At 68.9% G+C, this 11,965-nt stretch carries 14 protein-coding genes; 4 read left to right on the top strand and 10 right to left on the bottom strand.

Annotated features, from left to right (window positions below; genetic code table 11):
• The 5 genes from chrA to rplJ all read right to left on the bottom strand — a co-directional run.
• The coding region (gene chrA / locus ACT4N3_RS08545; RefSeq protein WP_444854795.1) for a chromate efflux transporter at positions 1 to 1,037 on the bottom strand (1,037 nt) is incomplete at its 3' end.
• 2 nt (positions 1,038 to 1,039) lie between these two features.
• Positions 1,040 to 2,017, bottom strand: coding sequence for an ornithine cyclodeaminase family protein (locus ACT4N3_RS08540; protein WP_444854794.1), 978 nt, complete (start codon positions 2,015 to 2,017; stop codon positions 1,040 to 1,042).
• A complete protein-coding gene (locus ACT4N3_RS08535) occupies positions 2,014 to 2,847 on the bottom strand; it encodes a chromate resistance protein ChrB domain-containing protein (protein WP_444854793.1) in 834 nt (277 codons plus the stop codon). The genes ACT4N3_RS08540 and ACT4N3_RS08535 overlap by 4 nt, the downstream gene beginning before the upstream one ends.
• A gap of 277 nt (positions 2,848 to 3,124) precedes the next feature.
• On the bottom strand, positions 3,125 to 3,502 hold the full coding sequence (rplL, locus tag ACT4N3_RS08530; RefSeq protein WP_444854792.1) for a 50S ribosomal protein L7/L12: 378 nt from the start codon (positions 3,500 to 3,502) through the stop codon (positions 3,125 to 3,127).
• A 54-nt stretch (positions 3,503 to 3,556) separates the two neighbouring features.
• On the bottom strand, positions 3,557 to 4,072 hold the full coding sequence (gene rplJ, locus ACT4N3_RS08525) for a 50S ribosomal protein L10 (protein WP_444854791.1): 516 nt from the start codon (positions 4,070 to 4,072) through the stop codon (positions 3,557 to 3,559).
• A 329-nt stretch (positions 4,073 to 4,401) separates the two neighbouring features.
• Here rplJ and ACT4N3_RS08520 point away from each other — a divergent pair, with 329 nt between their 5' ends.
• Together ACT4N3_RS08520 and ACT4N3_RS08515 are read left to right on the top strand one after the other, a co-directional pair.
• On the top strand, positions 4,402 to 4,809 hold the full coding sequence (locus ACT4N3_RS08520; RefSeq protein WP_444854790.1) for a hypothetical protein: 408 nt from the start codon (positions 4,402 to 4,404) through the stop codon (positions 4,807 to 4,809).
• Positions 4,810 to 4,874: 65 nt separating this feature from the next.
• Complete coding sequence (locus tag ACT4N3_RS08515) at positions 4,875 to 5,816, top strand: hypothetical protein (RefSeq protein WP_444854789.1); 942 nt, start codon at positions 4,875 to 4,877, stop codon at positions 5,814 to 5,816.
• A 6-nt stretch (positions 5,817 to 5,822) separates the two neighbouring features.
• Here ACT4N3_RS08515 and ACT4N3_RS08510 read toward each other — a convergent pair whose 3' ends face one another.
• On the bottom strand, positions 5,823 to 6,284 hold the full coding sequence (locus ACT4N3_RS08510) for a CHRD domain-containing protein (RefSeq protein ID WP_444854788.1): 462 nt from the start codon (positions 6,282 to 6,284) through the stop codon (positions 5,823 to 5,825).
• 451 nt (positions 6,285 to 6,735) lie between these two features.
• Between ACT4N3_RS08510 and ACT4N3_RS08505 the strand changes: the two genes are divergently transcribed.
• Positions 6,736 to 7,698: a hypothetical protein gene (locus ACT4N3_RS08505; protein ID WP_444854787.1), complete on the top strand. Its 963-nt coding sequence runs from the start codon at positions 6,736 to 6,738 to the stop codon at positions 7,696 to 7,698.
• A gap of 20 nt (positions 7,699 to 7,718) precedes the next feature.
• On the opposite strand, the gene ACT4N3_RS08500 is transcribed toward ACT4N3_RS08505, so the two are convergent.
• From ACT4N3_RS08500 to ACT4N3_RS08485, 4 genes are all read right to left on the bottom strand, one after another.
• A complete protein-coding gene (locus tag ACT4N3_RS08500) occupies positions 7,719 to 8,147 on the bottom strand; it encodes a hypothetical protein (RefSeq protein ID WP_444854786.1) in 429 nt (142 codons plus the stop codon).
• Between the two features lie 169 nt (positions 8,148 to 8,316).
• Positions 8,317 to 9,015: a 50S ribosomal protein L1 gene (gene rplA, locus ACT4N3_RS08495; protein WP_444854785.1), complete on the bottom strand. Its 699-nt coding sequence runs from the start codon at positions 9,013 to 9,015 to the stop codon at positions 8,317 to 8,319.
• Positions 9,016 to 9,019: 4 nt separating this feature from the next.
• The gene (rplK, locus tag ACT4N3_RS08490) at positions 9,020 to 9,451 is read right to left on the bottom strand and encodes a 50S ribosomal protein L11 (RefSeq protein ID WP_444854784.1); all 432 of its coding nucleotides are present in this window, start codon (positions 9,449 to 9,451) and stop codon (positions 9,020 to 9,022) included.
• Positions 9,452 to 9,662: 211 nt separating this feature from the next.
• Positions 9,663 to 10,229 (bottom strand): hypothetical protein, encoded by a 567-nt coding sequence (locus ACT4N3_RS08485; RefSeq protein WP_444854783.1) that lies wholly within the window; start codon positions 10,227 to 10,229, stop codon positions 9,663 to 9,665.
• 324 nt (positions 10,230 to 10,553) lie between these two features.
• On the opposite strand from ACT4N3_RS08485, the gene ACT4N3_RS08480 reads away from it, so the two are divergent.
• Positions 10,554 to 11,965, top strand: a 1,412-nt coding sequence (locus ACT4N3_RS08480; RefSeq protein ID WP_444854782.1) for a flavin-containing monooxygenase, incomplete at its 3' end; no start/stop codon positions are given.

Here is an 11,965-nt window from a genome sequence, read left to right as displayed (position 1 = left end):
GCGACGATGAAGCCGACCACGCCCGCGGCCACACCCTCGAGCACGCCGTGCAGCCGCTCATTCTCGACCACTTGCTCCAGCCGGTCATAGAACAGCAGGGAGAAAGCGAAGGCCGGCAGGAAGATGCCGGCGGTCATCGCCAGGGCGCCGATCGGGCCGCCGGCATAATAGCCGACGAAGGTCGAAAAGATGATCAGCGGCGCCGGCAGGACGCCGGAGAGGGCGACCCCGTCGAGAAACTGGGCGTCGGTCATCCAGCCGCGCCCGACCGCATCGCCGCGCACGAACGGGATCACCGTATAGGCGCCGCCGAACGTAAGCAGCCCTGCTTTCAGCCCGGAGAGGAACAGCAGCACCGGTGTCACGGCGCCGGCCGCGATCAGCGGGGCGGCGGCAATCGGCGCGACCAGCCCGCCGCCCGGGGCGCGCAGCGTCAGGAACGCCAGCAGGGTCGCAACGATCGCGATCCCGGCGCCCAGCCGAAGGTTGCGCGCGCTCGGCAACAGATAGACGAGCCCGGCCGCCGGAAGAACGATCCAGAAGCTGATGCCGGCATAAGCGGCGATGGCGGCGGCGATGGCGATCGCCCAAAGCCAGCCATCGGTCAGGACATGGCCGCCGATCCGGTGCACCGCCCTGACGATCAAGGCGATCACGCCGATCTGCACGCCGAGAAACAAGGCGGCGAGCGCGGACTGGGTGAGGTCGAGCCGGAAATAGAGCCAGGACAGGGCGAACATCAGGACGAAGCCGGGCAGCATGAAGCCGAGGCCGGCCGCCAGCCCGCCGCGCCTCCCGCCGGCCACCATGCCGAGGTGGACGCACAGTTCGTGCGCCTCCGGCCCCGGCAGGACCTGATAGACGGCGAGCAGGCGATTGAACCGCCCGCTCGTGACCCAATGCTCCTCATCGACCAGCGCCCGGCGCACCATCGCGATCTGGGCGACCGGGCCGCCCCAGGCGAGCATCCCGAAGCGCAGGAAGCGCCAGAAGATCTGGAGAGTGGTCAGTGGGGGCGGAGTGACCGGGTCATCCATCTTCAGGCCGCCAGCGACACGCTGCGGGGCACTTGGCCGGCGGCGCGCGCGTAGATCGCCGCCGCCGCCACCACGTCCTGGAGCGCCGTTCCGGTCGAGTCGAACAGCCAGAGCTCGTCCGGCGCGGACCGGCCTGGCTTGCCGCCCGTCACCAGCTCGGCCAGCTCGGCATGGACCCGCTCGCGCGTCATCGCGCCCGTGGCGATCGCGTGATGGAGGTCGCCCATCGCCGCCGCCTGATCGGTGAGGTCGGTCACGATGTTCGCCCGCGCCATCAGGTTCGGCGCGATCTCGCTCTTCTGCGGGCTGTCCGCGCCGACCGCGGCGATGAACCCGCCCGGCGCGGCGCAGGATGAGTCGAGGAAAGGCGCGCCCGCGGTCGTGCAGGTGACGATCACGTCGCTCCGGCGCGCCGCGGCGACGAGGTCGGTGATCGCCGCGCCGCCCGTCTGCTTGGCGAGCGCGCGGGCCTGCTCAGGGTCGCGATCCCAAGTCAGAACCTCGCGGACAGGCAGTACGTCTCGAAGCGCCTCGATATGGGCAAGACCCTGAGCGCCACAGCCGCAAATCAACAGCGCGCTGGAGTCGGCCCGGGCAAGGAATCGGGCGGCCAATGCGCTCGCCGCCGCGGTGCGGCGCAGCGTGACCTCGATCGAGTCCATGATCGCCAGCAGCGCCCCGGTCTCGCCGTCGCAGAGCAGCAGCGCGCCCTGGATGGTCGGCAGGCCGCGCGCCGGATTTCCGGGAAAATTGCCGTTGAGCTTGAGCGCGACATAATGGCGGTCGAGCGCGAGGCTCGCGCCCTTGGCGTGGAAGATGCCGCCCAATCCCTCGATCGCCATCGGCGGCGGCGCGGCGGCCTTCCCTGCCGCCACGGCGCGAAAGCCGGTCTCGACCGCCTCCAGCCAGGCGGCCCGGTCCATCAAGGCGGCGACATCGTGGCGGGTGAGGATCAGGGTCGCCCTCGGCGCGGCGCTCACGCCTTCACCCGCGCGCCGGGCGTGTGCGAGACCCAGTCGTGCGTCTCGTCCACGGCGTCGCGGCACCAGCGGTAGAGCGCGTCGTAGACGGCCATGCCGGCGTCGAGCTGCTCATGATCGTCGCCATGCATGCGCGACAGGCCGAGCGAGACGGCGAGCAGCCCCGCCGCCTGCGGCGCAAGCTCCGGGCGCGCCGTGTCGGCGCCGCGCACGATCACCGCCAGGCGCTCGAGCGCGGGGAATCCGCGCAGGGCGAACTCCTCGACCATCACGTCGAAGCTGCACAGCTCGCCGCGATGGCTCCAATGCACGCCCTCGACGTCGAACGGGGTGGCGCCGAAGCGGGCGGCGACGCCCTCGACCTCGGTCGGCGCGACGAACAGGAAAATTGCTTCGCGGTCGACGAAGCGGCGGATCAGCCAGGGGCAGGCAATGCGGTCGACCTTCGGCCGGGCGCGGGTCACCCAGAGGGTGCGGCCCTGGGCGTCGCGCGGCGGCAGCGCCGCTTCGGGGACGAGCGGGTAGCCCTGCTCGGCCCAGCCCTCGACGCCGCCCTCCAGCTTCTCCGCCGGCACGCCGGCCGACCGTAGCCAGGCGGCGACTCCGGCGCTGAGCTCGCTGCCCTTGCGGCAGGCGACGACCGCCGCCCGCCCGTCCAGCGCGGCGGCCCAGTCCCGGACCGTTTCATGCGCGCGGCGAACCGCGCCGGGGATCAGGGCTGGCAGAGCGGCTGCGGCCTCCGCCGTCCGCACGTCGATGACGAGCGGGCAGCCGGGCGTGCCGATCAGGCGGTGGAGCTTGTCGGAAGAAATGCTGTTGATGGCGGCCATGGAGCGTCCTTTCGAAAAATCAGGACGCGATGCTTCGGCTGTCGCCTCATGGGGCGATCGCAGGCCCCATGCGCCAATTACACGCCTCTGGCCCCGGCCTGTCAAGCCGCGCCGGAGGGACATGTAACGAAAAGGGCGGCCCCTCGCGGAGCCGCCCTTTCCTTCACACGGATGCTTCAAGACATCCGCGAAACCACTTCAGTGCCCCGGCGAAAGCCGGGGTCCAGATCCCGGCCTGCGCCGGAATGACTCCGCGCGGCCCTTGCGGGCCGCTGGGTCACTTCAGCTCGACGGTGCCGCCGGCTTCCTCGATCTTCTTCTTGATCTCTTCAGCCTCGGCCTTGTTCACACCTTCCTTGATTGCCTTCGGCGCGCTCTCGACCAGCGCCTTGGCTTCGCCGAGGCCCAGCTGGGTGATCGCGCGGACCTCCTTGATCACGTTGATCTTCTTGCCGCCGTCGCCGGTCAGGATGACGTCGAACTCGGTCTGCTCCTCGGCGGCCGGAGCAGCCGGGCCACCAGCGGCCGGGCCGGCGACCGCAACCGCGGCGGCGGCCGAAACGCCCCACTTCTCTTCCAGCGCCTTCGCGAGGTCGGCGGCTTCGAGGACGGTCAGCTCGCTGAGCTTTTCGACGAGGGAATTGATGTCTGCCATTTTAAGTCTCCATGTGCGGGGCTGCTTGGCCCCAAAGGGTTCATTTCGAAAAGGTTACGCGGCGTCCTTGGCGGCATAAGCGCCGACCACGCGGGCCAGCTTGGCGGCCGGAGCGTTGACGAGCTGCGCGATCTTGGTCGCGGGCGCCTGGACGAGGCCCACGATCCTGGCGCGCAGTTCATCGAGGCTCGGCAACTCGGCCAGCGCCTTCACGCCGTTCACGTCGAGGAGGGTGTCGCCCATCGCGCCGCCGACGATCTCGAGACGATCGTTGGTCTTGGCGAAATCGACCGCGGCCTTGGCGGCGGCGACCGGATCGGACGACGTGGCGAGCGCGGTCGGGCCGGTCAGCATGTCGCTGAGCGGCGCGTAGCGCGTGCCTTCCACGGCGATGAGGGCGAGCGTGTTCTTCGCGACCTTGTAGGCGGCCCCGGCGTCGCGCATCCGATTCCGAAGCTGGGTGGACTGGGCCACCGACAGCCCGAGGTTGCGGGTGATGACCACCAGATTCGCCTCGGAGAACGTCTGCTTGAGCGTCGCGACCGCTTCCTGCTTTTGAGCGCGATCCATGCTTCTTCCTTCAACTCGCCCGCCGGACCATCCGGCAGGCGTAGAGCGACGCACGGAAAGCCCGCGCGTCACGAGTCCGAAGGGGAGGGGTTCGCGGCCGGAGACGTCCGGCAGGTCCGCTGGGCATCGCACGCCGGGAGCGGCACAAATCTCTTCCCCGTCTAGGCCGGAAATTAAGAGGGGCGAAACCCGCTCACCGACTGTCTCGGACGGAACGCCAGGGGCCGAAGCTCCGAAGCGAAGGCGCGCTCCTAGCGGCTTTCGCTGCAAAGTCAATTGAAAGGGCGACCTTTTCCGTGCCACGCTTCCGCGCCGGAGGAGGCCATCCGATGAAAACAGCCGCCGCGGGCCTTGCCATCATTGCCGCGCTCGTCGCCACAGCCGGCGATGCACAGCGCCGTGGCCGCCCAACTCCACCCCAGCTGCGCGTCGGCACCTGCGTCCGCACCACCATCGCCGAGGTCACGCAGCGACTGGTTGACGGCGAGCTTGGCCGGGTCATTCCGGATTCGGGCTCGGCGGTCCGCTTCGCCAACGGCCTCGGCCAGGTCTCCTACGATCAGGTCGCGCCGCTGAACCAGTCGCGCCGCGGCGATCCGGTCTTCGTCTGCCTGGTGGCGCTGCCGGAAAACTGCCCGCCCGGCGATCACCGCGGCAAGCTCTACACGACGACCAATCTGCGCACCTACGAATCCTGGACGCTGCCGGATTCGGCGCATGGCTGCGGCGGCGCCTGAGGGCCACGATTTCCTGACGCCTGCTGTCATATTGCCTTCCGCGAAGGATGCGATACTCTATTCCCATGAAGATACACGCAATCCTCCGCCGGACGGCGTCGGCGCTTGTCCTGGTCCCGCTTATTGCCGCCGCCGATCAGGCGCAGACCCGCGATCTGCGCAACGATCCCGATGCGCCGATCGTCGTCACCGGCCAGCGGCTGACCCGCGAGCAAGCCCGGGAACGGGCCGTGACCTTCGTCCGTCAGGTCGGCGTCGCGCGCGGGGACATTTCCGCGGCCCGCTTCGTCGATCCGGTCTGCCCGCGCGTCATGGGCATTGCCGAACCTTATGCCGGCATGGTTCGGACGCGGATGCTGGCGATCGCCCAAGCGGCGGGGATCGCGGTCGGCCGCGAGGGTTGCCAGTCGAACATCTCGGTCAGCTTCGTCGGCGACGCCTCCGCTTTGATGCGGGAGATCGACCGGCGCTCGCCGACCCGCTTCAACGAAGTGCCGCGCGACGAGCGCGCGGCGATGCTCAACGGCGATGCGCCGATCCGCTGGTGGTACCTTACCGAAACCCGGAGCCGGTATAGCATGCGCAACGCGCCGCAATCGATGCAGACCGAGACCGGCGGCCAGACCGGCGGCAGCGCGGTCACATCCGGTGCTCTCGAAGCGGATGCGCTGTCGCACTATGATGCCGGCAGCCATGTCAGCAATCAGGTCAACCGGGCGATCGTCGATGCCAACGTCGTGATCGATCTCGACGGGGTCGAGGGCCGGTCGCTGCAGGCGGTCGCCGCTTATGCCGCGTTCGTGGCTTTTTCGGAGGTCCGCCCGAGCGAGCCGCCGCCGACCGGCTCGATCCTCGGCATGTTCGGCGCCGAGCCGCAAGCGGACGCACTCACCGATTGGGACATGGCCTTCCTGCGCGCGCTCTACAATCTGCCGCTCGACCGCCAGGCCCGCCGCCATCGCGGCATGCTGGTGCGCGACATGGTGGACTTCCAGACCCGCGGCTGAACGCCGTCAGTCGGCGCTCGGCATCAGCTGGCCCCGGATCGCGCCGTCCGGATAATCGGCGGTATGGACGTTGATGTAGAAGCCGGCCGGATTGGCCTGGATCTCGTCCGCCAGCGCGTCGCCGACACGGTCGCAATCGTCCTCGTCGCCGTCATTGTCGGGCGGATCGAGATTGACGACCGGCGGGCCGTTCACGCCGGCCGCGCCGCGATGGATGTGCGCCGCGGTCGCGCGGGAGATGCCGCGCACCTCAAGACGGACGCAGACCTGGTTGAGCGTGCCGAGGATTCTGACTCGCGCGGTGCCGGCGCCGTCGGGGTCGCCCGGCGGCACTTCGTTCGCACCGGTCAGGGCGGCGGCGAACTGGGTGGCGCCGGGCTGGGCCGGCGCCGTAGTGCCGAGGCCGGCGATCAGGGCGATGCCGCTCAATACAGTAAGCGCGCGGCTGCGCTGCGGATGGTACCGCATATTCGCCTCCTTATTCACTGAACGGGCAGGCAAGGCGTGAGCGCGGGTTTTGTTCCGTGCAGCGCGACGGGTCGCCGGTTGCCTCGGGCAGGTCGACGCCGCCTGACTTATCCACAATTTTCTGATTTTCGCGTGGAACGGCGTCTCGTCTGCAACGTTTTTGTTGTGTCGTCCGGTTCGAAAGTTCCGGATGGCGTTTGAAGGCTCAAACCTTCGGGAGCGAGCCCTCAGGGAACCCCGCCGGGTCAAACCGGCGGGGTTACTTGTGTCACGCCCCCTGCATCAGCGCGCCGCGACGGCCGTGAGGGACGATCGCCGGCCCCTGCCGCCAATTGCCGGGCCGGCCCGGCAGGCGTAGGGAGGCAAGCGGTGGACGCTGCCCGCACGTTCGTCGAATGTCCGTGGCCGGACTCCGGTGGCTCGATAGGCTGCTGATCCGTTGGAGGTGGCCATGACGAATCCATTTTCCACCCGGCGTCGCGTCGCCGGCCGTCGCGCGCTCCTCGCCGCCTGTTGCGGGGTGACGCTTGTCGCGGCGCAGGCCCCCACGCCTCCAGCCGAAGCCGGCCGCGATCCGATCATCGTCGAAGGCGAGCGCCTGACTCCGGCGGCGGCGCGGGAGCGGGCGGCCGCCTTCATTCGGGCGACGGGGGTGGCGGCGAGCGAGACGCCGGCCGCGCGCTGGACCGACCCCGTTTGTCCCCGCGTGCTCGGGCTCGCGCCCGCCGGCGCGCGCACCGCCGAGAACATGATCCGGGCGATCGCGATCCAGGTCGGGGCCGAGGTCGCGCCCGAGCCCTGCGATTCCAATATTGTCGTCAGCTTCGCGTCGGACGCCGGCGCCGTGGTTCGGGAAATCGAACGCCGCGAGCCCCGGCGCTTCGGCGAGCTGGACCCGGCCGAGCGACGGGCGCTGATCGACGGCGACGCGCCGATCCGCTGGTGGCACACGAGCGAGGAGCGCGACACGTCCGGCGGCAATGGCGGGCAGGGACGGTCGGCGACCGCCAATGTCGCGGCCGACACCAACACGCGCGGCGCCGGCGCGGGCTCGGACCTCGCCAATGACGTGCCGACGACGGTGCGCTATTCGAACAGCCTGATCAGCACCTATGCACAGCGCAGCCTGCTCAGCGCGACGGTGGTAATCGATCAGGATGCGGTGATGGGGAGAAGGCTGGGCGCGGTCGCCGCTTATGCGGCGCTGGTCGCTTTGGCCGAGATCAGGCCGGTCGACGTCAATTCGCAAGGCTCGATCCTGAGCCTGTTCACCGCCGCCAGTCCGCCGAACCAGCTGACCGCGCAGGACGTCGGGTTTCTGCGAACATTGTATCGCCTGCCGCTCGATCGCCAGGCGCGCTACCATCGCGGCTCGCTGGTCGCGGGCATGATTTCGGCGACGACCGGCAATTAGGGCGCCGCCGGGCGGCTGGCCTATCGTTGCGCGGGGGCGGGCGCTGCGGCCGCCTGATTGTCCTGCGCCGGCGCCTGGGCCGGAGCGGGAAGGGCGGGGCGCGCTTCCTCCTTCGGCAGGGCGGCGGGCGGCGGCGGCTCGTCCTCCAGATCCTGGCCGCGCTGGACGACGATGCCGCAGCGCTCGCCCTGGCAGACGAGAACCGTGCCGCTCTCGGTGTTGAGCCGGACGATCCGCCCGTCGGGCATCACCGTCACCTGGTATTTCGGCGCTTCGACATCCACGTCGCTGCCCGAAAAATAGGCGCCGACGCCGATCAGGCCGCCGGCGACGACGATCGCGGTGACGAGCTTGCGCACCGTCTCGTTGATCAGGGCCATCACCGTGGCCTCCTCGCTCGTCTCCTCGCGCCGTTCGCCGCGAAGCTCCGCGCGCGGTTCCCCGCGCAACTCGTCGCGTCCTTCCCTCAAGCGTGACCGCCAGTCGCTCATGCCGACACCCTTCCTGTCGCAGCTGTATTAGTCAGATAAGTCAGTAGCGGCAAGCACCATAGCACGAAAAAAGGGGCCGGAGCGTCGCCGCCCGGCCCCTTTTTTGAAACCGCGTCAACGGCAGGCGTCAGGAGACGCCCGCCACCTCGGCGACATCGACCTTCAGGCCCGGCCCCATGCTGGAGCTGAGCGCGACCTTCTTGACATATTTGCCTTTGGCGCCGGTCGGCTTGGCCTTGACGATGGCATCGACGAACGCGTCGAAATTCTTGCGCAGGTCGACCTCCGAGAAGCTCGCCTTGCCGATGCCCGAATGGATGATCCCGGCCTTTTCGACCCGGAACTCCACCTGGCCGCCCTTCGCGGCCTTCACCGCCTCGCCGACGTTGGGAGTGACGGTGCCGAGCTTCGGGTTCGGCATCAGGCCTTTGGGGCCGAGCACCTTGCCGAGCCGGCCGACGACGCCCATCATGTCCGGCGTCGCGATCACCCGGTCGAAGTCGATCGTGCCGCCCTGGATGGTCTCCATCAGATCTTCGGCCCCGACGACATCGGCGCCGGCGGCCTTCGCCTCGTCCGCCTTGTCGCCCTTGGCGAAGACGGCGACGCGCACCGACTTGCCGGTGCCGGCGGGCAAGGTGACGACGCCGCGCACCATCTGGTCGGCGTGACGCGGATCGACGCCGAGGTTCAGCGCGATCTCGATCGTCTCGTCGAACTTCGACGTGGCGTTGGACTTGGCGAGGCTGATCGCCTCATCGACGCCGTAGAGCTTCTGCCGGTTGAGCCCGGCGAGCGCCTTCTGCTTCCTGGTCAGCTTTGCCATCGCGTCAGCCCTCCACCACGTCGAGACCCATCGCGCGGGCGCTGCCTTCGATGATCCGGGTCGCCGCCTCGATCGAATTGGCGTTGAGATCCTTCATCTTGGTTTCGGCGATCTGGGTCAGCGCGCTGCGCTTGATCCGCCCGCCGGAGACCTTGCCGGGCTCCCTGGAGCCGGATTTGATTCCGGCCGCTTTCTTGATCAGGAAGCTCGCCGGCGGCGTCTTGGTCTCGAAGCTGAAGCTGCGATCCGCATAGACCGTGATGATGGTCGGGATCGGCATGTTCTTCTCAAGGTCGTTCGTCGCGGCGTTGAACGCCTTGCAGAACTCCATGATGTTGACGCCGCGCTGGCCCAGAGCCGGGCCGATCGGCGGCGACGGATTGGCGGTGCCCGCGGGCACCTGCAGCTTGATATAGCCGCTGATTTTCTTCGCCATGTGTCTCACTCTGTTGCTGGGCGGCGCGCGAACGCCCCGCCCGGTTCAAGTTTAGCGGTCCAGGCGGCGCACCCGAAGGCTTGCCTCCCGCACATTTTCCAAAGCTGTCGTTCTGGAAGGCGCGGCCCTTAGCGCAAAGCGGCGCCGGAAGGAAGCCCCGCGCGGGCGGAGGCCAAGAGGGGCGGCGCCGAACCGCCCCTCCCGCTTCGGCCTAGTAGCGGCAGCGGCGGCCGTTGCCGGCCGGATCGTAAGGGTCGCTGTCGGTGCAGCCGCCGCGATAGCGTCCGCCCCGCCCATTGCCGACCGGGTCGTAAGGATCGCGGTCGGTGATGCCGCTTCGATAGCCGCGCCGGCGCCGTCCGCCGCGCCCGCGCCCGACCGGATCGGAGGGATCGCGATCGGTGACGCCGCCGCGATAGCGGCCGCCGCGCCCGCGCCCGACCGGATCGGTGGGGTCGCGATCGGTCACGCCGCCGCGATAGCCGCCGCCGCCACGCCCGCCACCCGCAGGATCATAGGGGTCGCTGTCCGTCACGCCGCCGCGATAGCCCCCGCCACCGCGTCCGCCGCCGGCCGGATCGTAAGGGTCGCTGTCCGTCACGCCGCCGCGCCCGCGTCCGCCGCGCCCGCGCCCGACCGGATCGTAAGGGTCGCTGTCGGTCACCTGGGCCCGCGCCGCGCCGGCGCCGATGGTCAGCGCCATCGCGCCCGCCGCCGCGCCGCCGGCCACCCTGGTCAGGAACGAACGCCGGGACACTTTCCTGATGTCTTCACGCATACTTCTCTCCCCAACGGGGCGATGCGCCCCGTGCCGCGCCGGCCCGAAAGCGAGCCGGACGCGAGAGCATTACGCCCCCGAAACTGCCGAGAAGCTGAACAGCGAAGCCGCCGTTGAGCAGCAAAACGGGCGCGCAGCGATCGCAAGCAGCGAATTCATGGCGGACGTCCGCGCGCCGTCCGACTGCGATGTGCATCCAATCCCGGTCGGGCGCCCGTAACGCTATCGGACCGCTGACGGTCTGAAATCCGCGAAGAGGGATTGCACGATGAACGTGAGCGCGAAGCTTGACGGGCGAGAGGCCGGTTTTGAGAGGCGCCGGCCATGCTAGATGCGGTAATTGTCGGTTCCGGCATGTCGGGCCTGCTCGCCGCGATCCGGCTGAAGGAGGCAGGTTTCGGCAAGCTGCTCATCCTGGAGAAGAGCGAAGGCGTCGGCGGCACGTGGTGGAGCAACCGCTATCCCGGCTGCGCCTGCGATATCCCCTCGCATTTCTATTCCTATTCGTTCGCGCCCAATCCGGACTGGACCCGTGTCTATCCGCAGCAGGCCGAGATCCTCAAATATATGGAGCGGGTCGCGGACACCTATGCCCTGCGCCCGCACATAAGGTTCGGCACCGAGGTGACCGATGCCGCTTTCGACGAGGCGGCGGGCTGTTGGACCGTGACTACAGCGGCTGGCGGCGAGGAGCGAGCGCGCATTCTCATCCTGGCCACCGGGCAACTCAGCCGGCCGGCGATCCCCAGGATCGAAGGGGCGGACCTCTTTCAGGGCCCCGCCTTCCACTCGGCGCAATGGGACTCCGATATTGAGCTCGGCGGCAAGCGCGTGGCGATCGTCGGCACCGGTCCCTCCTCCGCGCAAATCGTGCCGGAGATCGCGCCTGACGTTGAAAAGCTCGTCATTTTCCAGCGGACGCCGAACTGGTTCTATCCGCGCGGCGACCGGCCCTACAGCCGCTTCGAACGGTGGCTGTTCCGCCATCTGCCGGGATACGCCCGGCTGCACCGGGGCATCATCTACCTGCACCGGGAATCGCTTTATCTCGGCTTTCGTCAGGGCTCGCTCTTCGCGCGCTTCCTGACCCGCCAGCTCCGCGGCATCCTCGACCGGCAGATCGCCGACCCGCAGCTGAGGGCCCGCCTTACCCCGGACTATCCGCCCGGCTGCAAGCGGATCATCGTCTCCGACGATTTCCTGCCGACGATGGAGCGGGAGAACGTCGCGCTCGAAACCGACCGAATCGCGCGGATCACGCCGACCGGCATCGTGACCGAAAGCGGACAAGCGCACGACGTCGACGTCATCGTCTACGGGACCGGCTTCCAGAGCACGCAGTTCGTCGCCCCCATTCAGGTCACCGGCGCGGCCGGCGAGAACCTGCGGGAGCGCTGGGCGGAAGGCGCCGAGGCCTATTGCGGCACCACCGTCGCCGGCTTTCCGAACATGTTCATCCTGTACGGACCCAACACCAATCTCGGCCACAATTCGATCATCTTCATGGTCGAGCGGCAGGTCGAGCACATGATGCGCCTGGTCAGGACGCTGTTCCACCGCCGGTTGCTGTCCATCGGCGTACGGCCTGCCGCGATGGCCTCGTACAACCGCGCCCTCCAGGACCAGCTCGAGAGCTCCGTGTGGAAGGCCGGATGCCGCAACTGGTACATGACCGAGCGCGGCAAGATCACCAACAACTGGCCGCGTTCCACCTTCGCCTGGCGCAAGCGGACGCG

This window comes from Sphingosinicella sp. (assembly GCF_052388015.1).
Classification (GTDB): Bacteria; Pseudomonadota; Alphaproteobacteria; order Sphingomonadales; family Sphingomonadaceae; genus Allosphingosinicella.
This window is presented reverse-complemented; position numbering and strand designations above follow the sequence as displayed.

Excerpts from the sequence above, each read along its gene's own strand:
- ACT4N3_RS08535 (WP_444854793.1), bottom strand. The coding sequence starts at position 2,847 with ATGGCCGCCATCAACAGCATTTCTTCCGACAAGCTCCACCGCCTGATC.
- rplL (WP_444854792.1), bottom strand. The coding sequence starts at position 3,502 with ATGGCAGACATCAATTCCCTCGTCGAAAAGCTCAGCGAGCTGACCGTC.
- rplJ (WP_444854791.1), bottom strand. The coding sequence starts at position 4,072 with ATGGATCGCGCTCAAAAGCAGGAAGCGGTCGCGACGCTCAAGCAGACG.
- ACT4N3_RS08520 (WP_444854790.1), top strand. The coding sequence starts at position 4,402 with ATGAAAACAGCCGCCGCGGGCCTTGCCATCATTGCCGCGCTCGTCGCC.
- ACT4N3_RS08515 (WP_444854789.1), top strand. The coding sequence starts at position 4,875 with ATGAAGATACACGCAATCCTCCGCCGGACGGCGTCGGCGCTTGTCCTG.
- ACT4N3_RS08510 (WP_444854788.1), bottom strand. The coding sequence starts at position 6,284 with ATGCGGTACCATCCGCAGCGCAGCCGCGCGCTTACTGTATTGAGCGGC.
- ACT4N3_RS08505 (WP_444854787.1), top strand. The coding sequence starts at position 6,736 with ATGACGAATCCATTTTCCACCCGGCGTCGCGTCGCCGGCCGTCGCGCG.
- rplA (WP_444854785.1), bottom strand. The coding sequence starts at position 9,015 with ATGGCAAAGCTGACCAGGAAGCAGAAGGCGCTCGCCGGGCTCAACCGG.
- rplK (WP_444854784.1), bottom strand. The coding sequence starts at position 9,451 with ATGGCGAAGAAAATCAGCGGCTATATCAAGCTGCAGGTGCCCGCGGGC.
- ACT4N3_RS08485 (WP_444854783.1), bottom strand. The coding sequence starts at position 10,229 with ATGCGTGAAGACATCAGGAAAGTGTCCCGGCGTTCGTTCCTGACCAGG.